General features: G+C 71.9%; 19 protein-coding genes and 1 pseudogene. 9 read left to right on the top strand and 11 right to left on the bottom strand.

Going from position 1 to position 23,078, the window contains the following annotated elements; all coding sequences use genetic code 11:
* Positions 1-10: 10 nt before the first annotated feature.
* The 6 genes and pseudogenes from DY245_RS45140 to DY245_RS05935 form a co-directional block, all read right to left on the bottom strand.
* Positions 11-112 (bottom strand): ALQxL family class IV lanthipeptide, encoded by a 102-nt coding sequence (locus DY245_RS45140; RefSeq protein WP_220377855.1) that lies wholly within the window; start codon positions 110-112, stop codon positions 11-13.
* A 5-nt stretch (positions 113-117) separates the two neighbouring features.
* Positions 118-2,916 (bottom strand): class IV lanthionine synthetase LanL, encoded by a 2,799-nt coding sequence (gene lanL, locus DY245_RS05955; RefSeq protein ID WP_128504282.1) that lies wholly within the window; start codon positions 2,914-2,916, stop codon positions 118-120.
* A gap of 1 nt (position 2,917) precedes the next feature.
* Positions 2,918-4,069: a radical SAM protein gene (locus tag DY245_RS05950; protein ID WP_220377854.1), complete on the bottom strand. Its 1,152-nt coding sequence runs from the start codon at positions 4,067-4,069 to the stop codon at positions 2,918-2,920.
* A 310-nt stretch (positions 4,070-4,379) separates the two neighbouring features.
* Positions 4,380-5,258, bottom strand: a pseudogene (locus tag DY245_RS05945) (haloalkane dehalogenase); the annotation flags it as partial.
* Between the two features lie 25 nt (positions 5,259-5,283).
* A complete protein-coding gene (locus DY245_RS05940) occupies positions 5,284-5,688 on the bottom strand; it encodes a pyridoxamine 5'-phosphate oxidase family protein (RefSeq protein WP_128504278.1) in 405 nt (134 codons plus the stop codon).
* The gene (locus tag DY245_RS05935; RefSeq protein WP_128504275.1) at positions 5,685-6,377 is read right to left on the bottom strand and encodes an NAD(P)-dependent oxidoreductase; all 693 of its coding nucleotides are present in this window, start codon (positions 6,375-6,377) and stop codon (positions 5,685-5,687) included. The genes DY245_RS05940 and DY245_RS05935 overlap by 4 nt, the downstream gene beginning before the upstream one ends.
* Positions 6,378-6,453: 76 nt before the next feature.
* Between DY245_RS05935 and DY245_RS05930 the strand changes: the two genes are divergently transcribed.
* Positions 6,454-7,110, top strand: a complete 657-nt coding sequence (locus DY245_RS05930) for a TetR/AcrR family transcriptional regulator (protein ID WP_128504273.1) — start codon at positions 6,454-6,456, stop codon at positions 7,108-7,110.
* A gap of 292 nt (positions 7,111-7,402) precedes the next feature.
* On the opposite strand, the gene adh is transcribed toward DY245_RS05930, so the two are convergent.
* A complete protein-coding gene (adh, locus tag DY245_RS05925) occupies positions 7,403-8,926 on the bottom strand; it encodes an aldehyde dehydrogenase (RefSeq protein WP_128504271.1) in 1,524 nt (507 codons plus the stop codon).
* 67 nt (positions 8,927-8,993) lie between these two features.
* On the bottom strand, positions 8,994-10,307 hold the full coding sequence (locus DY245_RS05920; protein ID WP_128504269.1) for a GAF domain-containing protein: 1,314 nt from the start codon (positions 10,305-10,307) through the stop codon (positions 8,994-8,996).
* Between the two features lie 457 nt (positions 10,308-10,764).
* Between DY245_RS05920 and DY245_RS05910 the strand changes: the two genes are divergently transcribed.
* On the top strand, positions 10,765-11,421 hold the full coding sequence (locus DY245_RS05910) for a TetR/AcrR family transcriptional regulator (protein ID WP_244942850.1): 657 nt from the start codon (positions 10,765-10,767) through the stop codon (positions 11,419-11,421).
* Positions 11,422-11,507: 86 nt separating this feature from the next.
* Here the strand turns inward: DY245_RS05910 and DY245_RS05905 are convergent, their stop codons facing one another.
* Positions 11,508-12,785, bottom strand: coding sequence for a glycoside hydrolase family 18 protein (locus DY245_RS05905; protein ID WP_128504265.1), 1,278 nt, complete (start codon positions 12,783-12,785; stop codon positions 11,508-11,510).
* 517 nt (positions 12,786-13,302) lie between these two features.
* Here DY245_RS05905 and DY245_RS05900 point away from each other — a divergent pair.
* On the top strand, positions 13,303-14,478 hold the full coding sequence (locus DY245_RS05900; RefSeq protein WP_128504263.1) for an acyl-CoA dehydrogenase family protein: 1,176 nt from the start codon (positions 13,303-13,305) through the stop codon (positions 14,476-14,478).
* Positions 14,479-14,639: 161 nt separating this feature from the next.
* Here DY245_RS05900 and DY245_RS05895 read toward each other — a convergent pair whose 3' ends face one another.
* On the bottom strand, positions 14,640-15,806 hold the full coding sequence (locus DY245_RS05895) for a pyridoxal-phosphate dependent enzyme (protein ID WP_128504261.1): 1,167 nt from the start codon (positions 15,804-15,806) through the stop codon (positions 14,640-14,642).
* Between the two features lie 516 nt (positions 15,807-16,322).
* Between DY245_RS05895 and DY245_RS48155 the strand changes: the two genes are divergently transcribed.
* The gene (locus DY245_RS48155) at positions 16,323-16,478 is read left to right on the top strand and encodes a hypothetical protein (RefSeq protein ID WP_425329349.1); all 156 of its coding nucleotides are present in this window, start codon (positions 16,323-16,325) and stop codon (positions 16,476-16,478) included.
* Positions 16,479-16,518: 40 nt separating this feature from the next.
* On the opposite strand, the gene DY245_RS05885 is transcribed toward DY245_RS48155, so the two are convergent.
* Positions 16,519-16,944 carry a hypothetical protein gene (locus tag DY245_RS05885; RefSeq protein ID WP_128504259.1) on the bottom strand — a complete coding sequence of 142 codons (426 nt, stop codon included), beginning with the start codon at positions 16,942-16,944 and terminating at the stop codon, positions 16,519-16,521.
* Positions 16,945-17,153: 209 nt separating this feature from the next.
* Between DY245_RS05885 and DY245_RS05880 the strand changes: the two genes are divergently transcribed.
* From DY245_RS05880 to fxsA, 5 genes are all read left to right on the top strand, one after another.
* Positions 17,154-17,594 (top strand): Lrp/AsnC family transcriptional regulator, encoded by a 441-nt coding sequence (locus tag DY245_RS05880; RefSeq protein ID WP_043268198.1) that lies wholly within the window; start codon positions 17,154-17,156, stop codon positions 17,592-17,594.
* Positions 17,595-17,650: 56 nt separating this feature from the next.
* Positions 17,651-19,315, top strand: a complete 1,665-nt coding sequence (locus DY245_RS05875; RefSeq protein ID WP_128504257.1) for an amidohydrolase — start codon at positions 17,651-17,653, stop codon at positions 19,313-19,315.
* A 563-nt stretch (positions 19,316-19,878) separates the two neighbouring features.
* Positions 19,879-21,552: an apolipoprotein N-acyltransferase gene (gene lnt / locus DY245_RS05870; RefSeq protein ID WP_128504255.1), complete on the top strand. Its 1,674-nt coding sequence runs from the start codon at positions 19,879-19,881 to the stop codon at positions 21,550-21,552.
* Entirely contained in the window at positions 21,549-22,304 is a 756-nt protein-coding gene (locus DY245_RS05865; RefSeq protein ID WP_128504253.1) for a polyprenol monophosphomannose synthase, read from the top strand. Before lnt ends, DY245_RS05865 begins: the two co-directional genes overlap by 4 nt.
* Before the next feature lie 89 nt (positions 22,305-22,393).
* Positions 22,394-22,981, top strand: a complete 588-nt coding sequence (gene fxsA / locus DY245_RS05860) for an FxsA family membrane protein (RefSeq protein WP_128504251.1) — start codon at positions 22,394-22,396, stop codon at positions 22,979-22,981.
* Positions 22,982-23,078 lie beyond the last annotated feature (97 nt).

The raw sequence follows: 23,078 nt of genomic DNA, 5'->3' as shown, positions 1-23,078 counted from the left end.
TGCCGCTGCGTCAGAAGGTGCTGCAGCACGAGCACGCGGTCGGCGGCGGCCAGGCGCCGCTCTCGGCGGTCTCTTCCTCCAGGAGCTGGAGAGCGTTCACGTCGAACTCCATGATGTTCACCCCCTCTCCGCTGTTCGGTGGTGAGGGGCCGGCACGGCCGCGGCCGTGCCGGAGTCTTCGTCGCCGTGCCCCGTGAAGGAGCGCGGCTGCCACAGGCGGGGCCCGCCATGGGCGTGGCGCAGCAGGAAGGCGAGGACTCCCGACAGACCGGTGTTGAAGTCGGCCCACACCTCCGTCCCGCCGTCGTCCGGCAGGACGACACGCCCGTCCCGCAGGACATGACGGACATGGATCCCTGCCGCGAGCTCTCCCGCCCACTCGCGGTAGGTGTCCGTGCCGCACGCCTCGGCGAGGTCGAGCAGGAACTCCCCGTCGCCCGCGAGACCGTGGCACTGAGCGGTGCCGACGTGCCAGCGGGAGCGGCGGACGGCGACGGCGGCCCCGTGCGCGGCCTCCCGGAAGGCGTCCTCGCCGGTTTCCTGCCACATCCGCACCAGGAAGGTCCCGACACCGGAGGAGCCGCTGCACCAGTGGGTCTTGCGGGGGCTGTTCTTCTCCCCGCTGCGCCAGTACGCGGCGCCTTCCTCCACCTCGGCCACGGCGAGCAGGGTCCGCGCGGCCTCGACCGCCAGTTCCCTGTACGCGGCGGTGCCGGTGGTCCGCGCCGCCGCGAGAAGGAACGCGCCGATTCCGGCGATACCGTGGGCGAACCCGTAGTGAGTGATGTCGGAGGGGCTGGACAGGAGTTCCCCCGGCACCGGCCATACAACGGAGCCCTCGTTGCGGACGGCAGCCCAGGCGAGATGGTCGGCCGCCTCCCGCGCCCGGTTGAGGAACCGCTCCTCTCCCGTGGCCTCCCAGAACCGCAGCTGGGTCATGCCCGCACCGGCCACTCCGTGGCAGACGTCGGGATTGGGCCAGCGGACCGGAACCCGCACCGCCAGGTCCTTGGCATGGGCGAGCAGCGCCGCGTCGCCCAGCAGTACGGCCGCGTCCAGCAGGGCCCAGGCGGTCCCGGACCTGCCGTAGTAGAGCCCCGGAAGGGTCCGTGGCTCCCGCCCGACGCTTCGGTTGATCCACCGGGCCGCCTGTTCCACGGCCGTACGCAGCCCAGGATGCGGCCCATCGGCATGGGCGCGGACGAGCACGCCAAGGACACCGGCCGCGCCGTGCTGGACATTGAACGCGTCCGTCACCGTCCCCACCGTGCTGGTGGGCCACAGGCGCTCCGCGTGCTCCGGGTCCATGGTGACGAGGAGATGGCCGAGGCCGTCCGAGAGGAGCTGCTTCAGCTCGTGGTCGGCGAGACCGCGCGCCGGGGCGGGGCCGCTCGGCGTCCTCTCGCCGACCGTTGTCCCCGCCAGACGGCCCAGGACCTCGTCCACACCGGGCCGCAGCTCCGGATCCTCCTGCAGGAGGTCCAGGATCAGCGGGGCGAGCCGATGCGCCGACGCGTTGCCGGACGACAGGCGTAGCAGCCAGGCGGCGAGGCGTTCGCCGTACGGACGGGTGGCCGGTACGTCGGCAGCCAGCAGCGGGTCGACGCCCGTGACCAGGTAGAAGAGGGTGGCACCGAGGCTGTAGAGGTCAGATGCGGGGCGGGGCGCCGCACCGATGCTGGGCGCGGTGCTCTGCTCGACGCCCGCGTATCCCGGTGTGTAGATACGGGTCGTGGGTTCGCCGGGCCGGGCGAGCATCTCCAGGTCGATGAGGCGCACCTCGCCGCTGCCATCGATCATCACGTTGTTGGGGTTGAAGTCCCGCAGTACCCATCCCGCCGTGTGGACGGAGCGCATGACGCCGGTCAGGCCGCGCGCCAGGCGCAGGGCGTCCGCAAGGGGGATTCCCCAGGGGCCCCCGTCGTCGAAGTCGAGGTGGTCGAGCACCCACTGACGCAGCGTCGTGCCGGGAACGGCCTCCTGCACGAGGAACGTGTCGTTCTGCTGCTCGAAGACGCCGACCGGGCGCGGGGTGTAGCCGCTGTCGGCGAACAGGTCCAACATGGCGGCCTCATGACGCCGTCGGTCGCGGACGTCCTGCCCGGTCAGGGTCGCGGCGGTGTGCGGGCGCGCCTGCTTGACGATGACGGGGTCGCCGGTGTTCTGGTCGGTGGCCCGGTAGACGCCGCCGGCGAACGCATGCCGGATCACTTCATGGACCAGATAGCGGCCGTCCAGCAGGACCGGCTTGGGCGCCGGGGCCGCGGCCTTACGGGGCGCGGGGGCCTGCTCCACGGCGAAGGGATCACGGGGCGCCCAGGGCGGCGGGGAGAACCACGGTTTGCGCTGGTCGCGCACGAGTGTGCCGTCCGGAGCGATCAGCATCGCCCCGTGCATGCCGTCGTCGCCCAGGGCACGTACGCCGCTGAACACCCCGTACCGGTAGTGGACCAGGCTGCCCGGAAAACACGGACGGTCGGAGAGGATGCCCGGCCCCGGCAGCCCCTCGGTGGCCCGGTGCAGCTCCTCGGCCAGGGCGCGCAGCCCGTCGTCGTCGCACTCCGGGTAGACGGTGAGGAACTTGCCGCCGCCGCCCCGGTCGTAGCGGTGCGACACCAGCTCCCCGGCACGGCCGAGGGTGCCGGCGAACTTGAACCTGCACCGCCGGCGTACGAGCACATGCGCGGCGCGGGACAGGACCAGCGGTGCGGACAGCGCAGTCGCGGAGATGTGCAGCTTCCAGCCCTGCACCCTGGTGGGCTCGTCGACGGGGGACACATAGCACCAGAAGTCCCCCGGGCGGACGCGCCATGCGCCGTCCTCGTCCTGGTGCCGGGAGAGCACCGACTCCACGACATCGACGAGGAAGGTGTCGTCGCCCGCGCGTCGTGCGTCCTGCGGCGGCATCGGATCCATGTCACTGACCTCGGTTTCCAGGGGCCGGGGAGGGGAGATCGTGGGGTACGAAGGCGGGCCGCCGGTCGATACGGGCACGGACCGCGTCCGAGCCGAAGCGGTAGTCGATCCGCCGGGCGGCCTCCGCCCAGTCGCGCACGGTCCGTACCGGGGTGAGTGTCCGGATCACGAACGGGTCGCTCCACCGGGAGACCGCGCGCTGCCAGAGCACGTCCGCGGGCTCCGTGAGGAGATTGCCGACCGTGCCTTCGTAGACCGGCATGGCCCGCACCGCGCCGTCGGGCTCCACCTGGATCGCCTGGAAGTCGAGGCCCCGCGCGATCTCGCGCGGGTGCATCTGCAGATGCAGATTGTCGGTGACCAGGACGAGCACGGACGACGGGGCCAGGGCTGTGAGCCGCTGGTGGAGCGGCTCTCCGGAGAGTTGGGCCATCTGCGCGTCGGAGAGCAGCTCATGGTCCGCGAAGCCGGTCCGACTGGCGAGTCCGGCCGGGATCACCGCGCCGAACGACAGGATCCGCATCTCGGGAAAGCGTGGCGCGATCCGGGTGCAGAACTCTTCGAGCCGGTCGAAGTTGCTGCGGACCACCACGCAGTCCACACCGAACTGGATGGGCTGCACGCCTTGTTCGCGGCGGGCACGGGAGGTCCGGTCGAGGAGGCCGAGCGCGTCGAGCGCCCGCTCGAAGGAACCCGCCCTGCCACGGATCCGGTCGTGCACCTCCGCGGTGGCGCCGTCCAGGCTCACGACGACGCGGTGGCACACCTCCGCGAGATCGTCCAGCATGCCGGGCGTCAGTCGCCATCCGCCGGTGTACAGCACCACCTGGACACCGGCGGCCGTCAGCCGCGCCGCGATCTCGGCGATCCCGGGCACCAGGAGGGGCTCGCCACCGGCCAGGGAGACCACATCGGGCCGCAGCGCGATGATGGCATCCGCGATCCGCAGCAACTCCTCGTGATCCGGCTGCTGGGCGGGGCGCCGGCCCGACTCCGAGTAGCAGTGGGTGCAGCGCAGCGGGCACGCGTAGGTGATGTCCCAGATGACGTCCCTGGGACCGGTGGAGCCGGGCTTCGCAGTCGTCGTGGCATCGGCCGGACCGTCCATGGCCTGAGTACCCCCTTCCTGAGGGACCGTGGGGCGATTTCCCATGTCCGTCATGGTGCTCACGACTCTGTGCGTTGCCTTAGTCCGTCCTTAGGGCGCCGGCATCGCGGCCGTGACCAGGGGGTTCTCGGAGACGATCGGGCCCTGTCAGGCGAGTCGGGCGGTGGACGGAAGCGAGAAGCCGTCCGCGAGGGCAGCGGCCATGCGCTGTACGGCTCGCGCAGGGTGTCGGGCGGCGTGGTGCAGTCAGGGCCAGGATTTAGTGCACCGCCTCGGCTTCATCGGCGGTGCGTGGACCCGTCGGCGGCAGCTCAGCCGGCCCCAGGACGATCGGCACCGCCGTGATCCAGGACACCTACGGGCGCGCCAGCCCGTGGCGGTCGGCCCAGGCGTTGATCGCCGCGGCCAGCTCCTCGGGGCGGTCCTCCGGGGTGTGGTGGCCGGCGATGCCGTGGCGGGAGACTTCCAGGCCCGCGATGTTCTCCTCGCACCAGGCCACGGTCCTTCGGTCGGTCATGGCGCCCGGGCCCGGCTCGAACGCGGCGAGCAGCTTGGGGACTTCGGGGCTGGCGGCCAGCCAGGTGTCGTAGCGCTCGACCCGGGCCACGACGTCGGCGGGCTCGGCGTCCAGCGGCATCATGCGCGTCCACGCCAGCACCGGGCGGCGGCTCTGTGGGGTCGGGAAGGGGCGGCGGTAGACCTCCAGGTCGGCAGCGGCGAGCGGGGTGGCGAGCGTGTCCGGGAGTCCCTCGATGAACAGCGACTTCTCCAGGATCATCTCCTCGCCCACGCCGGGGGTGCGCAGCAGGGTGAACAACTCCCGGCCCGCCTCGGGGAATTCGTCGCCGTGGAGCGGCTTGATGATCGTCTCGGTGAAGGCGAGGCCGCGGACGCGGCCCGGGAGGCGGGCGGCCCGGTCGAAGGCAAGGGCGCCGCCCCAGTCGTGGCCGACGAGGACGGCCTCGTCGAGGCCGAGGGCGTCGAACCAGGCGTCGAGGTAGCGGGCGTGGTCGTCGAAGGAATAGGCGAGGTCGGGCTTGCCGGAGTCACCCATGCCGATCAGGTCGGGGGCAAGCAGGCGGCGGCCGGGCGCGGCCACGCCCGGCAGGACATTCCGCCACAGGTGGGAGGAGGTGGGGTTGCCGTGCAGGAAGACGAACGGCAGCCCGTCGGGGTCGCCGGACTCGCGGTGGTGGAGGGTGGAGTCGAGGACCGGGGTGGTGGGCATCGCGGTGTCACATCGCTTTCGGTACGGGGTTTCAGAGGTTGAGGCTCAGGACGCGGTCGACAGTGATCTCGACGACGGCCAGGTCCGGCGGGGCGGGCGGAGCCGCGTGGTACCGGGCGGTATAGCGACGGACGGCCTCGGCCAGGCGCTCGGGGTCGTCGCTGACCACGGCCGAACCCTCAAGGGTGATCCAGCGGAAGCCGTCCGCCTGGCAGAGCGCGGCCCGGGCCGCCGGGCCCCCGGACGCCACGTTCCGGGCCTTGCGGGCCCCGGCCCGGGTGGTCACCCGGGCCACGCCCGAGGCCGGGTCGAAGCTGAAGCGGACGGGGGTGACATGCGGGGTGCCGTCGGGGCGGAGGGTGGTGAGGGTGGCCGTGTGGGGGCGGGCGAGGAACGCCCGCGCGGCGGCCGCGGGTTCGGCGCGCGCCCGGCTCACCTCTTCTTCACGCCCTCGTTCCAGATCAGCTTGGCGATGTTCGGCTTCACGGCCGTGGTGATGATGCCGATGGCCGTACGGACATATCGCCGCTCCTCCATCTCGTGCAGCATGCCGGCGGCGAGGTCGGCACGGGCGGTGAAGACGCCGTCGGCGCTGTTCTCGGCGGTGTGGTAGGCCGTGACGACGGGGTGTTCGAAGAGGCCCGAGGGCCGGACGAGGGTCCAGTCGAGGTCCGTCTGATGGATCACGGCCTCCATGCGGCGCATGTCCTCGTGGAGGGTACGGCCGAGGCGTCGGTTCACCAGCGGGTCGAGTACATGATTGAAGAAGTGGGCGCCGGTGGGGCGCCAGTTCGGGTCGGCGATGCTGGAGCTGACGGCGAGCAGCCGCTTGATGCCGTGGCGGGCCATGGCCCCGGTGATGGCCGTGGCGCTCGCCGAGTAGGTGGTGATGGTCTCCTTGCTGAAACGCGCGCCCAGCGCGGACAGGACGGCGTCCGTGCCGCCGATCGCGGCGTCGACGGCCGCCGGGTCGGTGGCATCGGCGACGGCTACGGTGAGGCCGGGCCGCGCGGGGACGGAGCCGGAGCGGCGGGTCACGGCGACGACCTCGTGGCCGGCGGCGAGCGCCTGGTCGGTGAGCCGGCGGCCGGTCGGTCCGTTGGCGCCGAAGATGGCGATACGCATGGTGTCGGGTCATCCCTTCGTGTGGTTCCCGGAATGCCCTTGACTGTGCCGATCGCGAAACGCAGGCTCACCCCTGATGAATAACGCTGCCCCCGCACCCGTCCGCCCCCGAGGGCGCCCCCGCGGCAACCCGCCGACTCGCGAGTCGATCATCTCCGTGGCCCGTGAGCTGTTCCTGGAGCACGGCTACCGGCGCACCACCCTGCGCGCGGTGGCCGGGGCCGCCGGGGTCGACCCGGCGCTGATCGCGTACCACTTCGGCTCGAAGAAGGGCCTGTTCGCGGACGTGATGCAGTTCCAGTGCGCCAACGCGCTGACAGTGGAGGCCGTCCTCAGCGGAGACCCGGCCACCCTCCCCGACCGCCTGATCGACGCGGTGACGGACCTGTGGGAGGACGCGGACTTCCGACAGCTGACCACCCGGGGCGAGGAGGCCGCCGAGGTGATCCGCGAATACCTGGAACGCGAGCTGCTGACCCGGCTTGTTGAATTTCTCGGCGGCCGGGACGCGACCGCCCGCGCCACGGCCGTGGTGACGATCCTCGGCGGCCTCATCTACACCCGCTACCTCAACCCCCTCCCCACCCCCGCCGCCCTCACCCCGTCCGAGACCCGCCGCGTGCTCACGCCGGCGCTGCGCGCGGCACTGGCCCCGAGGCGGCGCACCGCGGCAACCACCGGAGCAGGCCGTCGTGGCTCACCGACCTCCGGTGGAGGCGCCGTCCGGCCTTGACCACCTCAGCGCCTCCGGTGCGGATACCCCTGTAGGTAGCGGTGCAAGGAGCTTTTCGGGATGCCGGTCTTGGTGCTGCTCTCCCCGTAGCTGCTGCCCTGGTCCCTGCCCGTCAGCGCTCTTACGGAAGCCGATGTGCTGCGACGGGCGCTGGACGCGCTGTGTCGCAAGCTGGACGGCAAGGCGGCTGCGGCCAGGAGGCACGGCGCAACAGGGCCGGCCCTGCTGCAAGCGAGCCCAGCGAACGGCGCCTGACGGGCAGAGCCCAGGTCAGGCGCCTTGTCTCATACCTCTAGAAGAACCCCAGCTTCTTAGCCGAGTAGCTCACCAGCAAGTTCTTCGTCTGCTGGTAGTGATCCAGCATCATCTTGTGGGTCTCGCGGCCGATGCCGGACTGCTTGTAGCCGCCGAACGCGGCATGGGCGGGATAAGCGTGGTAGCAGTTGGTCCATACCCGCCCGGCCTGGATGGCGCGGCCCGCGCGGTAGGCGGTGGAGCCGTCGCGGGTCCAGACGCCCGCGCCCAGTCCGTACAGGGTGTCGTTGGCGATGCCGATCGCGTCGTCGAAGTCGCTGAACGGTGCCACGGCGACCACCGGACCGAAGATCTCCTCCTGGAAGACCCGCATGTCGTTGTTGCCCTCGAAGATCGTCGGACGGACGTAGTAGCCGCCCTCCAGTTCGCCGCCCAGTTCGGCCCGGGAGCCACCGGTGAGGACGCGGGCGCCCTCCTTCTGGCCGATGTCCAGATAGGAGAGGATCTTCTCCAGCTGGTCGTTGGAGGCCTGTGCGCCGATCATGGTGTCGGTGTCCAGAGGATGGCCCTGGACGATCTTCTCGGTACGGGCCACCCCGGCCGCCAGGAAGTCCTGGTAGTGCCCGCGCTGGATCAGCGCACGGGACGGGCAGGTGCACACCTCGCCCTGGTTGAGGGCGAACATGGTGAAGCCTTCCAGCGCCTTGTCCTGGAAGTCGTCCGCCAGGGACGAGACATCGTCGAAGAAGATGTTGGGGCTCTTGCCGCCCAGTTCGAGCGTCACCGGCCGCAGGTTCTCGGACGCGTACTGCATGATCAGGCGGCCGGTCGTGGTCTCACCGGTGAACGCGACCTTGGCGACGCGCGGGCTGGAGGCCAGCGGCTTGCCGGCCTCGACGCCGAAGCCGTTGACGATGTTGACCACGCCGGGCGGCAGCAGATCCGCGATCAGGCTCATCCAGAAGTGCACCGAGGCGGGGGTCTGTTCGGCCGGCTTGAGGACCACGGCGTTGCCGGCGGCCAGCGCCGGGGCGAGCTTCCAGGTCGCCATCAGGATGGGGAAGTTCCAGGGGATGATCTGGGCGACCACGCCGAGCGGCTCGTGGAAGTGGTAGGCGATCGTGTCCTCGTCGATCTCCGAGAGAGAGCCCTCCTGGGCGCGGGTGGCGCCCGCGAAGTAGCGGAAGTGGTCGATGGCCAGCGGGATGTCGGCCGCCAGGGACTCCCGTACGGGCTTGCCGTTCTCCCAGCTCTCGGCGACCGCCAGCGCCTCCAGGTTCGCCTCCATCCGGTCGGCGATCTTGTTCAGCACGGCGGCGCGCTCGGCGGCGGGGGTACGGGCCCAGCCGGGCGCGGCCGCATGCGCCGCGTCCAGCGCGCGCTCGACGTCCTCGGCGGTGCCGCGGGCGACTTCGGTGAACGGCTGCCCGTTGACCGGGGTCGGATTCTCGAAGTACCGGCCCAGTACGGGCGCCACGAACTCGCCGCCGATCCAGTGGTCGTAGCGGGGCAGATAGCTCATGACGGCATCGGCGGAACCCGGGCTGGCGTAACGGGCCATGGGGCGGCCTCCCAATCGCTCTCGGCGCGGTGCCCGCCACTCCCGTGCGACGGGCGTTGTGCGCAGGCTATGACCGGGGAGGTTGCGTGAACGTTGCGACGCGCGCGGTGAGCGGTGTGCCGGGGGAGCCGCCGGGAAGGCCGTACGCGGCGCGCAGCCGGTCCGCCGCGGCCATCGGGGCGGTACGGGCCGGTGAACGCTCCGGCAAGGCCTCCACCAGGGCTTCCCAGACCTCCAGATCGTCCTCGCCCCAGGGGGTGCGCGACCACTCGCGCAGCAGGTCGGGGTCGCCCGCGCCGAGCAGTGCGCGCCGCATCCGTTCCTCCAGCGCGCCGCGCAGCCGCCGTACGCCGGGCGCCTCCGACAGCGGCAGCAGCGGACCGGGGTAGCCGCTCAGCGCGGACCCCGGCTCCCCGGCCGCCAGCTCCGCCTCGACCGCGCACAGGTCGGTCTCGACGGGCCTGCTCAGCCGGTACGGGCGGGAGTGCAGCAGCGCACCGACGAGCTGCCGCAGCCGGGACAGCTCGGCCCGCAGCGTCACCGGGCGCATCTCGCGCTCGCCGTACAGCAGTACCGAGAGCTGATCGCCCGTCAGCCCCTCGGGGTGCCGGGCCAGCAGCACCATGATCTCGCTGTGCCGGCGCCCGAGCCGCAGCCGCTCCCCGTCCACGACCAGCAACGCCTCGTCCCGGCCCAGCGCCGACAGACAGACCCCCAACTCCGGTACCCCGGAAGCGAGATGGACCTCCGCGGCACGCGCGGTGGCCTGCACCAGGGCCAGGCTGTGCGGGCTCGCCAGATGGTCGCCGCCGGTGATGTCCACCGCGCCCAGCAGCCGCCCGGTCCGCGGATCGTGCAGCGGAGCGGCGGCGCAGGTCCAGCGCTGCACCTGCCGGTTGTAGTGCTCGGCCGCGAAGATCTGTACGGCGTGATCGGCGGCGAGCGCGGTGCCCGGGGCGTTGGTGCCGGCATGCCGTTCGTCCCAGCGGGCGCCGACCACGAAGTTCATCCGCTCGGCGCTGCGCCGCACCCCGCGGTGCCCCTCCACCCACAGCATCCGCCCCTGCGGATCGCAGACGGCCAGCAGATGCGCCCCGTCCTGCGCGAAGCTGCCCAGCAGCTCCCGGAAGACGGGCATGGCGCGGGCCAGTGGATGCCCGTCCCGGTAGGCGCGCAGCGCGGCCTCGTCCAGCTCGATGGGTGCGACGCCGTCCGAGGACGCCCGCGCGTCGGCCGAGCGCCGCCAGGAGTCGGCGACCACCTGGCGGACCGGCGGTGCGACGGTCCCGTCGGCCAGGAACGCCGCATGGGCCCGTCGCACCGTGCGGGTGCGTTCCGCCGGGTCGGCACCGGCCTCCATCGCCAGCCAAGGGTTGACCACGTGTCACCTCTTCGATGCAGCTCCTGCCCCCGTACGGCGATGGTGCTCGTAGCGGACGGGGCCGTAAACCCCGCGTGGTGCGCCGCGTCACGAACGGGTGTCGCGGTGGCCTCCCGCGCGCAGCCACAGCCCGTCCGCGGTGATCGGATCCGAGGCGACCAGCGCCTGTTCGGCGTCGACATCCGTCATGAACACGAACGAAGGTACGACCGGCGGCGCCGGGAGGGTGTCGGGGGTGAAGGTGAGACAGGCCGGCGGGCAGCGCCACCACGGCGCTCTTCTTCCAGGAGGTTCGCCCCTCGGGCGAGATGTCCGTCGTTGAGCTCGCTGCGTCCTCCCCGGGGCAGCGGTCGAATGCACGAGGGAAGTGCTGGAGGTGCCTTGCGGAGTGTCGGTCGAGGTCATGACGTTCTGTCATACTGCCAAAACTCTTGGCAGTTGGAGACTGGGGCGGATTTTGAATAATAGTCAACAGCGTGGACGGGGCGGCTCGCCGGCCGTCCGCGGCACCGTGCGCTCCCAGGCGCGTCGCGCCGAACTGATAGCCACCGGACGGAAGTTGTTCGCCGACACCTCCTACGACGCGCTGTCCATGGACGACATCGCGCGCCAGGCCGGCGTCGCCAAGGGCTTGATCTACTACTACTTCACGAACAAGCGCGGCTATTACCTCGCGATCATCGAGGACGCGGTGGCCGAGCTGGTCGAGCGGGCCGGCAGCACTCATGACCTCCCGCCCGTCGAACGTGTGCAGCGCACCGTCGACGGCTATCTGCGCTACGCCCAGCACCACCAGGCCGCCTATCGCGCCATCGTCACCGGCGGCGTCGGCTTCGACGCCGAGGTGCTGGCGATCCGCGACACCGTACGCGCCCGGCTGCTGGGCACCATCGCCATCGGCGCCTGGGGCCGGACCGACATTCCGCCGCTCGCCCGTACCGCGCTGACCGGCTGGCTCTCCAGCGTCGAGGGCGCCACCCTCGACTGGATCGCGGAGCAGGAGGTGCCACGCGAGACGGTGGTCACGCTGCTGGTGCGCGGCCTGGGCGACACCCTCCGGCTGATCGAGGAGTACGAGCCGGGCTGCCCGGCGCCGCCTCGTCCGCCCGCCTGAGACGCCCCCTCGGGGGCGGCGGCACCGCACGACGAACGGGCGGGAGGCCGTCGCCGCCCGCCCGCCCGACCCGCCTGTATCTGCGGTTACTTGATCGCCTTGATCAGCTCACCGTTGGCGGTGTCGCCGCTCAGCTCCCAGAAGAACGTGCCGGCCAGGCCCTGCACGTCCTTGAAGGCCATCTTCGTGCCGATGGTCGCCGGTGTGTCATAGCTCCACCACTGGTCACCGCACTTGGCATAGGCGGTGCCGCCCACCTTGCCGGTCGCCGGGCAGCGGTCCTTGATCACCTTGTAGTCGTCGATCCCGGCCTCGTACTTGCCCGGTGCCGCGCCGGTCGCCGTACCGCCCGGCGCGTCCTGGGTGACGCCCGACCAGCCACGGCCGTAGAAGCCGATGCCGAGCAGCAGCTTGCCCGCCGGCACGCCGAGGCCCTTGAGCTTGGCGATGGTGTCGGTGCTGTTGAAGCCGGCCTTCGGTATGCCGCTGTACGACGTGAGCGGGGAGTGCGGCGCCGTCGGGCCCTTGGCGTCCCAGGCGCCGAAGTAGTCGTACGTCATCGGGTCGTACCAGTCGACGTACTGGGCCGCGCCCGCATAGTCGGTGGCGTCGATCTTGCCGCCGGCCGAGGCGTCCGCGGTGATCGCCGCGGTCACCAGATTGTTCTGGCCGAACTTCGACCGCAGCGCCTTCATGACCTTGGTGAAGGCGTCCTTGCCGCTGGTGTCGCAGGTCAGGCCGCAGGCGTTGGGGTACTCCCAGTCGACGTCGATCCCGTCGAAGACATCCGCCCAGCGCTTGTCCTCGACCAGGTCGAGGCAGGACTGCGCGAAGGCGTCCGGGTTCTTGGCGGCCTCGGTGAAGCCGCCCGACCAGGTCCAGCCGCCGAACGACCAGAGCACCTTGAGGCCCGGGTGCAGCTTCTTGAGCTTGCGCAGCTGGTTGAAGTTGCCGCGCAGTGCGCCGTTGTCCCAGGTGTCCGCCTGGCCGTCGACGCTCTGGTCGGCGGTGTAGGCCTTGTCGTAGTCGGCGTAGGAGTCGCCGATGGTGCACTTGCCGCCCTGGACGTTGCCGAAGGCGTAGTTGATGTGCGTCAGCTTGGCCGCCGACCCCGACGTCTCGATGTTCTTGACGTGGTAATTGCGGTCGTAGACACCCCAGTTGGTGAAGTATCCGACGACCTTGTTGCCCGCTGCGGCCGGCTGTGCCGTTGTCGCGGTGGCCGCGTGGGGCGCGGACGGGCTGGGTGCCGGGTCGGCGGAGGCCGGTCCGGCGAGAAGGGTGCCGGCCAGCGCCGCCGTACACAGCGCGGTGGCGGCGGCGATCAGCCTGCGCGGCGATCGCATCCGGTGCGGTCTGAGCATGTCGTCTCCTCGGAGGGGGGGCTAGGGGGTGTCCGCAAACTCCCGCCTGGCCCGCGACGCCTGGCACGCGCGCTCGCTGCGTTGTCGGATCGTCCACGTAGACCCGCTACGAGGACGACCCTCCGCCTTGCGATCGCACGTACCAGACGCCGCGGGCCCCGCCCTCCGGGCGGACGGCGGGACTTTGCGGACACCCCCTAGGTGTGGAGCCTGACCTGCGTTCCGAATTGGCATGAACGCGTTGAACGTTGAGGGAGAAAGTAGAAGGACTAGACCACTGAGTCAATGGTTCGGACCAATTTCATGACCGGCCGGTACGGGGCCGGATCTCCACAGCCGATGATGATCAACCCGTGACGCGGGGCCTCCGATCGGGCATACTCCTAGCGCCACAGCCGCAGGTCATCGCCTTCCGCGACCCGGAACGCGATCATCGGCGTGGCACTACGGAAACCGGCGCCGCCGCCCACCCCGCGCGCGCGTCGCCGCAGCGCCCGACAGGGAGGAGAGCGCCGCCATGACCGAGTACGGCCCCCGGCCGGTGGACCGCAGGCTGCCCACGGAGGAAGCCCGCGACCTGATGACACTCGTACGCGAGCTCGCCGAGCGCGAGATCAGGCCGACGGCGGCCGAGGAGGAGGACGCCGGCCACTTCCCACGCGAGACCTTCACCTTGCTGTCGGAATCCGGACTGCTCTCGCTGCCCTACGACGAGGAATTCGGTGGCGGCGGCCAGCCCTACGAGGTCTACCTCCAGGTCCTGGAGGAGCTCGCGGCCGCCCGGCTCACCGTCGGCCTCGGCGTCAGCGTGCACACCCTCGCCTGCCACGCCCTCGCCGGATACGGCACCAAGCAGCAGCGCGCCGAACACCTTCCCGACATGCTCGGCGGCGGGCTCCTCGGCGCGTACTGCCTCTCCGAGCCCTCCTCGGGCTCCGACGCCGCCTCGCTGACCACCCGGGCCACCCGGGAGGACGGGGGCACCTGGACGCTGAACGGCACCAAGGCGTGGACCACCCACGGCGGCGTGGCCGACTTCTACACCGTGCTGGCGCGCACCGGCGGCACCGGCGCCCACGGCATCACTGCCTTCCTGGTCCCCGGCGACGCCGAGGGACTCAGCGCCGCGGCACCCGAACGCAAAATGGGCATGAAGGGCTCCCCGACGGCCCAGCTGCACTTCGACGGCGTACGCGTCCCCGACTCCCGCCGCATCGGCGACGAGGGCCAGGGCTTCGCCATCGCCCTCTCCGCCCTGGACTCCGGGCGCCTGGGCATCGCGGCCTGCGCCATCGGCCTCGCCCAGGCGGCGCTGGACGAGGCGCTCTCGTACACCTCCGAGCGACAGCAATTCGGCCGCCCGATCGTCGACTTCCAGGGCCTGCGCTTCATGCTGGCGGACATGGCCACCCAGATCGAGGCCGGCCGTGCGCTCTATCTCACCGCCGCCCGGCTGCGCGACGCCGGCCAGCCGTTCTCCAAGGAGGCGGCGATGTCCAAGCTCTTCTGCACGGACACTGCGATGCGGGTGACCACCGACGCCGTCCAGCTCCTCGGCGGCTACGGCTACACCCTCGACTTCCCCGCCGAGCGCTATATGCGCGAGGCCAAGGTCCTGCAGATCGTCGAGGGCACCAACCAGATCCAGCGGATGGTCATCGCCCGCCACCTCGCGGGCCCCGAAACACGCTGAGGGGGTGAGGCGGGCCCGGGGACCCCGGCCCGCCTCACCGCTTCTCCCGGCGATCGCCCTCGCGGGCACCACGGCGGCTCGTCGTGCGACGCCGCAATCCCGTGAGCCCAGGTACCTCGTCCACCTCGTCCAACCGCCGCGCAGCCGAGTCCGAACCCCCCTCAGTCGCCCAGCCCCTTCATCCCCGTAGCCGTCCCGATGGCGACCACCAGGGCGTCCGGGCCGCCCACCAGCTCACGCGCCACCGCGACCCCGACCGCCGACGACGGCTCCACGATCAGCCCCTCGGTGGCCAACCGTCGATATTCCGCCATGATCGCGTCGTCCGCCACCGCCATCGCCGTGCCCGAGCTGCGCCACAGCGCGTCCAGCCCCTGCCAGCACGGCCGCTCCTCGCCGAGCGAGAACGCCACCGTCGGCCCGTCCGCCACCCGCGTACGCTCCTGGTCGGCGCGGTCCGGGTGGCGCAGCGCGGCGGTGTACGGAGCCGACGCCGCAGGCTCGGCGGCCACCAGCCGGGGCTCCCGTGCGATCAGGCCCGCGGCCGTCAACTCCCGGAAGCCACGGCCGATTCCGGCCAGCAGATCCGCGCGGCTGGTGGGTACGACCACCGTGTCGATCCGCCGCCCGGAGAAGTCCCGCGCCAGCTCGTAGGCGACCGACTTGTACCCCTCATTGGCATACGGATTCCCGCCGGGCGAGGGCGAGGAGTAGCTGGTCAGCGGGTACCAACCGCGCTCCTCGACGGCCCGGGCCATCTCCGCGTTCCGTTCGGCGGTGGTGCCCCTGTGCACCACCCGCTCGGCGCCCAGCGCATCGATCTGGGCCCGCAGCCCCGTCGGCACCGCCTCGTTGGTGAACACCACACACCGCAGCCCGGCCCGCGCCGCGTATGCCGCGGCCGCCGCACCGGCGTTGCCGGAGGACGCGGCGACCACCGTGTCGGCGCCGGCCGCCACCGCCGCGGCCAGGCCGACGGCCATCGCCCGGTCCTTGTGCGAACCGGTCGGGTTCCCGCCCTCGTACTTCAGCCACAACTCGCCCACCGGGCGGCCCTCTTGAGCGTGCTCCGGGTCCCTGCGCAGCCGGACGACCGGGGTGTTGCCCTCGCCCAGGGTGACCGGCGGGCCGGACACCGGGAGCGCCGCCGGCAGACCCCACGGCCCGCCCCGGTACGCGGCGAGGTCCACTCCGCCCAGATCCGCGAGCGGCGGCATCGTATTGACGCCGATGCCCTCTGCGGCGCAGGCCCGGCAGCCGTCGAAGCGCGTTCCCCCGGCCGCCGCGGCGCGGCCGCAGCGCAGACAGTGCAGGACTGGTGAGGTCATCGTGGCTCCGAGGGGCGAGGGGCAGGTCGGGATCGACCTGGTGACGGTAACAGGCGTAGCGGCCCATTGCCCCCTACTTCCTCTTGTGGGCCCGGCCATCCGTCCCAGCTGACGTACCGTCAACTCTCGCCGTGGGGCCGTACCCCCGGGCGATGCTCTGCCGGCCACGCGCCCAGGAGGAGACCGCCGGCGTCTCGGTCCTCGCCCGTTTGTATGACCAAGTCCCGCCCGGTGCGGCCGACTTCCTCGCCACTCCTGGTACCGGCAGGCCCTGCACCGTCATATCGAGGCCCAACGCGCCTACCACGCCTGGGTCGTTGACGGCCTGCCTCGCTCCCCGCCCTCCGAGCGCCGTTTCACCTGGCTCATCGACCGCTGGCCGTCCGACCTTGGACAGACCGTCGTGACCTGGGGCGACGCCCGTATCGGCGATATCGTCCACGACGGCTTTGCACCGTCCGCCGTACTCGACGGGGAAATGGCCGCCCTCGGCCCCGTGAACTCGACCTGGGCCGGATGGTCGCCTACGCGACCCTGTGGCATGCCATCGTCATGCTCCGGGTCGACTGTCGCCAGGTCCACTTCGGCGAGGTGCCGGTCCCGGCCGACGCCGATGCGCTGATCCTCCACAGGGAGGCCCTGGAGGCGATGATCGAGGGCCGCTACCGGTGAAGACTCGAGCGGCGGCCCTACGAGGTCAGCAGGCCCGCTCTCAGGCGCTGCGGCGCATCTGCGGTACCCGGATCGGGTGCGTGCCCGGCCCGCCGATGTGCGAGAACGGCTGACGGCGCCAGTCCAGGCTCTCCGGGAGCGTCAGCAGCATGGCCGCGTCCTGCTCCTGGGTGTCGAGGGTGTCTTCGGTCTCCGGTGCCTCGGACACCTGCCGGCCGGAACCCTGGCAGACCGTCAGGCCGAACGGGTTCCACGGCGTGGGGCACAGCGCGTGCTCAGGGAGGGTGTCCTCGTCCGCCAGCAGCGCGATCGGCTGCAGGCAGTCGGGGCAGGTCACCCGGTAGATCTCAAAGGTCTCGAACGCGTCGTACGCACCGTCGTCGCCGGAGAAGCCGAGACTGTCGCCCTCCTGGGCGCCGGTGTTCGCGGCAGCGGAGTCCTGCTCAAGGCGTCGCATGATGTCCATCCCCCTCGGGTGGGCCGATCGGATCGCTGACTTCCTGTGACGGGCGGTCCTGGCCACCAGCAGCAATTCCCTTCATGCCGCGCGCATAATCGCCGGCGCCCGTCGGACACCGGTTCACCCGTGTGGCATTGGTCACATGACCCGGCGCGAGGGTGTCCACGATCCGGCGCGCGGTGCGCACACGCGCCCGCGCGCAGTAGGTTGAACGGGTGGAGGAGTTGGACCGACAAATCGTGGATCTGCTCGTCAAGGACGGGCGGATGAGCTACACCGACCTGGGCAAGGCCACCGGCCTGTCCACCTCGGCGGTGCACCAGCGGGTGCGCCGCCTTGAGCAGCGCGGTGTCATCCGGGGCTATGCCGCCATAGTCGACCCCGAAGCCGTGGGCCTGCCGCTCACCGCCTTCATCTCGGTCAAACCCTTCGACCCCAGCGCGCCGGACGACATCTCCGACCGCCTGGCCGAGGTCCCCGAGCTGGAGGCCTGTCACAGCGTCGCCGGCGATGAGAACTACATCCTCAAGGTCCGGGTCGCCACGCCGCTGGAGCTGGAGCATCTGCTCACCCGCATCCGCACCCTGGCCGGCGTCTCGACCCGCACCACGGTCGTGCTCTCCACCCCCTATGAGGCCCGGCCGCCGCGCATCTGACCGGCAATCGCCCCCCGCGCGCGGTCCGTCCGCGCACAGGAGCCAAACTGTCCGGTATGAGCGAGCACATCCCCGACCCGGCCCGTACCCGTACCGTCCTGCTGCGCGGCGGTGAGGTGCACAGCCCCGCGGACCCCTTCGCCACCGCCATGGTCGTGGAGGGTGACCGCATCGCCTGGGTGGGGGAGGAGGGCGCGGCCGATTCGTTCGCCGGCGGTGTGGACGAGGTCGTCCAGCTCGACGGCGCGCTCGTCACCCCCGCGTTCACGGACGCACATGTGCACACCACGGCGACCGGGCTCGCGCTCACCGGGCTCGACCTGGCCGGTGCCGGCACCCTGTCCGACGCACTGGCCCGGATCCGCGGGTACGCGGACGCCCGCCCGTCGGACCGGATCCTGCTCGGGCACGGCTGGGACGCCAGCGCCTGGCCCGAGGGGCGCCCGCCGTCCCGCGCCGAGCTGGACGAGGCCACCGGCGGCCGTCCCCTCTACCTCACCCGCGTCGATGTCCACTCCGCGGTCGTCACGACGGCACTGCTCGACCTGGTCCCCGGCATCCGCGAGCGGTCCGGGTTCCAGGCCGACGCCCCGCTGACCGGTGACGCCCACCACGCCGTGCGCAAGGCCGCGTACGCCACCGTCACCCCGGCCCAGCGCGCCGAGGCGCAGGCCGCCGCGCTCGCCCGCGCCGCCTCCCTCGGCATCGGCAGCGTCCATGAATGCGCGGGTCCGGACATCTCCGGCGAGGACGACTTCACGGCGCTGCTCGCCCTCGCCGCGGAGGGCAACGGCCCGCGGGTGGTGGGCTACTGGGCCGAGTTGGTCGCATCCGCAAAGGACGCCGAGCGGATCCGTGAGCTCGGGGCCGTCGGCGCGGCCGGAGACCTCTTCGTCGACGGCTCGCTCGGCTCGCACACCGCCCACCTGCACGCCCCGTACGCAGACTCCCCCAGCTCCGCCGGGGGGACCCCCAGCCACACCGGTGCCGCGCACCTCGACGCGGACGCCGTCGCCTCCCATGTCGCCGCCTGCACCGAGGCGGGGCTCCAGGCCGGCTTCCACGCCATCGGCGACGCCGCCCTCACCAGCGTCGTCGACGGCGTACGGGCCGCCGCCGAGCGCATCGGCCTCGATCGGATCCGCGCCGCCCGGCACCGCGTCGAGCACGCCGAAATGCTCACCGAGCGCACCATCGCCGGCTTCGCCGACCTGGCCCTGACCGCCTCCGTCCAGCCCGCCTTCGACGCGGCCTGGGGCGGCGAGGACGGCATGTACGCCGCCCGCCTGGGCGCCGACCGGGCCCGCACCCTCAACCCGTACGCCGCGCTGCTCAAGGCCGGTGTGCCGCTTGCCCTTGGGTCCGACAGCCCGGTCACCCCGCTCGACCCCTGGGGCACCGTGCGGGCCGCCGTCTTCCACCGCACCCGCGCCCACGGCATCTCCGCCCGCGCCGCCTTCACCGCCCACACCCGCGGCGGCTGGCGGGCCGTCGGCCGGGACGACGCGGGCGTCCTGGTGCCCGGCGCCCCCGCCGACTACGCGGTCTGGCGCACCGGCGAGCTGCTCGTCCAGGCGCCCGACGAGCGGGTGGAGCGCTGGTCCACCGACCCCCGCTCCGGCACCCCCGGCCTGCCCGATCTCACCCCCGGCAACGACCTTCCGGTGTGCCTGAGCACGGTCGTCGGCGGACGAACGGTCTTCGGGCGGCCGAACGAGTGACATCGCGCGGGCTCGTGCCGTCGAGGGACGTGCTTGCCGCTACTCGGCCCACCAAGGGGTGCTCGCTGCTGACCTGGGACGACGCGAAATCGGCGCAGTTGGAGCACCTGTTGACAGCAGGCGGTCGGCGGCCGGTAGGTTCGGCCGAGTCCACCACAGGACGTCCGATCGGGAGACCTCCGCGCAGTCGTCGAACGCAGCTGGGCCATGGGGCGGTGCGCCACACCGGCACACCGCCACTGGGAGCCAGGTCCAGCACCAGCGGCACGGGACAACGGAGTGTTTCGGCCGGATGGGGGTCCCTCCCTGCTCCTTGAGAGCTTGGGGGAAGGTGCGACCCGGGTGGGGCCCGGACGCTCAGTAGACAACGGCTTTCGGTCGACCCGCAGCCAGCGGGTCCCAGGTCGGCCCGAAGGGCGCCGGGCCCCTATCCGCACCCCGCCGCGGCCCGCCCGCACCCTTCCGCCGGACCCTTCACCTTTTGTGCACCCCGCATCCGCATTACCGGTCGTCCGATGTACGGTCAGCTGACCACCGCACGACCTGCAGGAAGGCCCGCGACCGTGCCATCGGGTTCCGACACCACCGAAGAAGCCGTCAGCGGCACCTCGCCCGACGGCCCGGTGCCGTCCGCCGAGACCGGCTCCACAGCCGCGCCCCGGCGCCCCGGACGCCTCCGGCGGACGGCCGCACTCGCCCGCCGCGAGGCGCTGCGTACCGGCCTCGCGGTCGTCTCCGGCCTCGCGCTGGGTCTGGCCTTCCCGCCGTACGACCTGTGGCCGCTGTCGCTGGTGGCGGTGGCCGCGCTGTCGCTGCTGACCCGGGGCCGGACCGTCCGGCAGGGCGCCTGGACCGGCTTCGCCTTCGGGCTGCCGTTCTTTCTGATCCTGCTGAAGTGGCTGCATGTCGTCGGCTGGGACGCGGTGGTCGGCCTCTCGGTCGCCGAGGCGCTCTTCGTGACGCTGCTGGGTGCGGCCCTCGCCGGCACCTCCCGGCTGCCGGCCTGGCCGGTGTGGGCCGCCTGCCTGTGGGTCGCGCAGGAGTGGGCCCGCGACCGCCTCCCGTTCGGCGGCTTCCCCTGGGGCCGGCTGGCCTTCGCCAACACGGGCTCGCCGTTCACCCCGCTCGCCGCGCTCGGCGGCGCCCCGTTGGTGACCTTCGCCGTTGCGCTGACCGGCGCGCTGCTGGCCGCCTGCGCCGCCACCCTGTGGGGGCTGCGCGAGAAGGGGTCGCTGAACCGGGCCGTCCCGGCGCTGGAAGCATTCGGGCTGGCCGCCGCGGTCACCCTGGCCGGCGCGGTCGTCCCCGTCCCCACGAAGGCCGACGACACCGTCGACATCGCCGTCGTCCAGGGCAATGTCCAGCAGCCCGGCATGGACTTCCTGGGCCGCCCGATGAGGATCCTCGACAACCACGCCACGGCCACCGAGAAGCTCGCCGCCGACATCAAGGCCGGCCGGGCCAAGAAGCCCGATCTGGTGATCTGGCCGGAGAACTCCTCCGACCTCGACCCGTTCCAGTACCCGCAGGCCTACGACCGGATCGACGAGGCCGTGAAGGCGATCGGCGTGCCCGTGCTCGTCGGGGCCCTCGTCGACCATCCCTCCAAGAAGGGCTATGTCTTCAACGAGGGCATCGTCTGGGACCCGAAGAAGGGGCCGGGCGCCTCGTACACCAAGCAGCATCCGGTGCCGTTCGGTGAGTTCGTACCGTTCCGGGAGCAGCTCAGCAAGATCATCACGCGCTTCCAGCGGGTGCCCCGCGACTTCTACCCCGGCGACCACACCGGCGTGCTCAACGTCGGCCCCGCCAAGCTCGGCGACGTGATCTGCTTCGAGGTCGCCTACGACGAGATCGTGCACGACACCGTCGACGCCGGCGCCCGCGCCCTGGTCATCCAGACCAACAATGCCACCTACGGCCGCACCGGCCAGCCCGAACAGCAGCTGGCCATGTCCAAGCTGCGCGCCGTCGAGCACGGCCGGGCCGTGGTCACCGCGGCCACCAGCGGAATCAGCGCGGTGGTCGCCCCGGACGGCAAGGTCACCCACCAGATCCCCGAATTCACCCAGGGCGTGGTTTCCGCGCGCATTCCTCTGCGTGACGAAACGACGCTCGCCGACCGCGTCGGTGCGGCACCCGAGTGGGCGCTCGCTATCGTGGGGCTTCTGTCCTGTGCCGCCGCCGTGGTCGGCGGCCGGCGCGGACGTACGAAGGACGAGAAGGGGCAGCAGTGACAGACGGTCAGCGGCAGTACGGTCCGCTCGGCACCACGTTGGTGATCATTCCGACGTACAACGAGGCGGAGAACATCAAGCCGATCGTCGCGCGGGTGCGGTCCGCCGTTCCCGAGGCGCATGTCCTCGTCGCGGACGACAACAGCCCCGACGGCACCGGCAAGCTCGCCGATGAGCTGGCCGTCGCCGACGAACAGGTCCACGTCCTGCACCGCAAGGGCAAGGAAGGCCTCGGCGCCGCCTACCTCGCGGGCTTCCGGTGGGGCATCGAGAACGGCTACGGCGTGCTGGTCGAGATGGACGCCGACGGCTCCCACCAGCCCGAGGAGCTGCCGCGGCTGCTCACCGCCCTCAAGGGCGCCGATCTCGTCCTCGGATCGCGTTGGGTGCCCGGCGGCCGGGTGGTGAACTGGCCCAAGTACCGCGAGTTCCTCTCCCGCGGCGGCAGCACCTACTCCCGTGTGCTGCTGGACGTCCCGATCCGCGATGTCACCGGCGGCTACCGCGCCTTTCGCGCGGAGGCCCTCAAGGGCCTGGGCCTGGACGAGGTGGCCTCCCAGGGCTACTGCTTCCAGGTCGACCTCGCCCGTCGCGCCGTGCAGGCCGGCTACCACGTCGTCGAGGTGCCGATCACCTTCGTCGAGCGGGAGCTGGGCGACAGCAAGATGAGCCGCGACATCGTCGTGGAGGCGCTGTGGCGGGTCACGGCCTGGGGCGTCGGCTCCCGGGTGGACAAGATCCGCGGCCGCTGAGGCCGGGCCCGATGCGCCCGGTGGCTTCGAGCTGATCTCTCGCGCGACCCTCAGGGCGTGCGGAGAGGCGTGCCAGGCACACTTGAGGCATGACGTTCGCAGCCACGCCATCGCCGAGTCCCCGCCCGCCCCAGCGCTCGCGCGCCCGCCGGTTCATCCCCTTGGGCATCGCCGCCTGGATGGTGCTGGAGATCTGGCTGCTGACCGTGGTCGCGGGGGCCACCAACGGCCTGACGGTCTTTCTGCTGCTGGTCGCCGGAGTGATCGTCGGCGGCTATGCGATCAAGCGGGCCGGCCGGCGCGCCTGGCAGAACCTCACCGAGAGCTTTCAGGCCGAGAGCGACCCGTCGGCTCCGCGGAAGCCCGCGTCATCGGGGGAGCGGCAGTCCGGCAGCGGCAATACGGTGCCGATGGCCGGCGGGCTGCTGCTGATGGTGCCGGGGCTGCTCTCCGACGTACTGGGGCTGCTCTGCCTCTTCCCGCCGACGGGGAAGCTGATCCAGCGCCGCACCGAGAAGCTGCTGACCCGGCGGGCGTCCTACGCCCCGGGCTCGTTCGGCGACGCCTTCCAGCAGGCCAGGATGCACCGGCCGGACAGCAAGGTCGTCCAGGGCGAGGTGATACGCGATGACCGGCCGCCGTCCCCGCGCCGCCAGGATCCGCCGCTGACCGGCTGAGGGCGCCGGGGCCCGGCTCAGGGCCCGCACACGAACAAGGGCCGGGGCCACTGCGAAGTGCAGTGGCCCCGGCCCTTGCGTGCTACTTGGCGCAGTC

This window comes from Streptomyces inhibens (assembly GCF_003389455.1).
GTDB lineage: Bacteria > Actinomycetota > Actinomycetes > Streptomycetales > Streptomycetaceae > Streptomyces > Streptomyces inhibens.
Note: the sequence above shows the minus strand (reverse complement) of the source record. Positions and strands in the feature narration are given on the sequence as shown.

Excerpts from the sequence above, each read along its gene's own strand:
- DY245_RS05900 (WP_128504263.1), top strand. The coding sequence starts at position 13,303 with ATGACCGAGTACGGCCCCCGGCCGGTGGACCGCAGGCTGCCCACGGAG.
- DY245_RS05930 (WP_128504273.1), top strand. The coding sequence starts at position 6,454 with ATGAATAACGCTGCCCCCGCACCCGTCCGCCCCCGAGGGCGCCCCCGC.
- DY245_RS05885 (WP_128504259.1), bottom strand. The coding sequence starts at position 16,944 with ATGGACATCATGCGACGCCTTGAGCAGGACTCCGCTGCCGCGAACACC.
- lanL (WP_128504282.1), bottom strand. The coding sequence starts at position 2,916 with ATGGATCCGATGCCGCCGCAGGACGCACGACGCGCGGGCGACGACACC.
- DY245_RS45140 (WP_220377855.1), bottom strand. The coding sequence starts at position 112 with ATGGAGTTCGACGTGAACGCTCTCCAGCTCCTGGAGGAAGAGACCGCC.
- fxsA (WP_128504251.1), top strand. The coding sequence starts at position 22,394 with ATGACGTTCGCAGCCACGCCATCGCCGAGTCCCCGCCCGCCCCAGCGC.
- DY245_RS05935 (WP_128504275.1), bottom strand. The coding sequence starts at position 6,377 with ATGCGTATCGCCATCTTCGGCGCCAACGGACCGACCGGCCGCCGGCTC.
- DY245_RS05905 (WP_128504265.1), bottom strand. The coding sequence starts at position 12,785 with ATGCTCAGACCGCACCGGATGCGATCGCCGCGCAGGCTGATCGCCGCC.
- DY245_RS48155 (WP_425329349.1), top strand. The coding sequence starts at position 16,323 with ATGGTCGCCTACGCGACCCTGTGGCATGCCATCGTCATGCTCCGGGTC.
- DY245_RS05895 (WP_128504261.1), bottom strand. The coding sequence starts at position 15,806 with ATGACCTCACCAGTCCTGCACTGTCTGCGCTGCGGCCGCGCCGCGGCG.
- adh (WP_128504271.1), bottom strand. The coding sequence starts at position 8,926 with ATGGCCCGTTACGCCAGCCCGGGTTCCGCCGATGCCGTCATGAGCTAT.
- DY245_RS05950 (WP_220377854.1), bottom strand. The coding sequence starts at position 4,069 with ATGGGAAATCGCCCCACGGTCCCTCAGGAAGGGGGTACTCAGGCCATG.
- DY245_RS05875 (WP_128504257.1), top strand. The coding sequence starts at position 17,651 with ATGAGCGAGCACATCCCCGACCCGGCCCGTACCCGTACCGTCCTGCTG.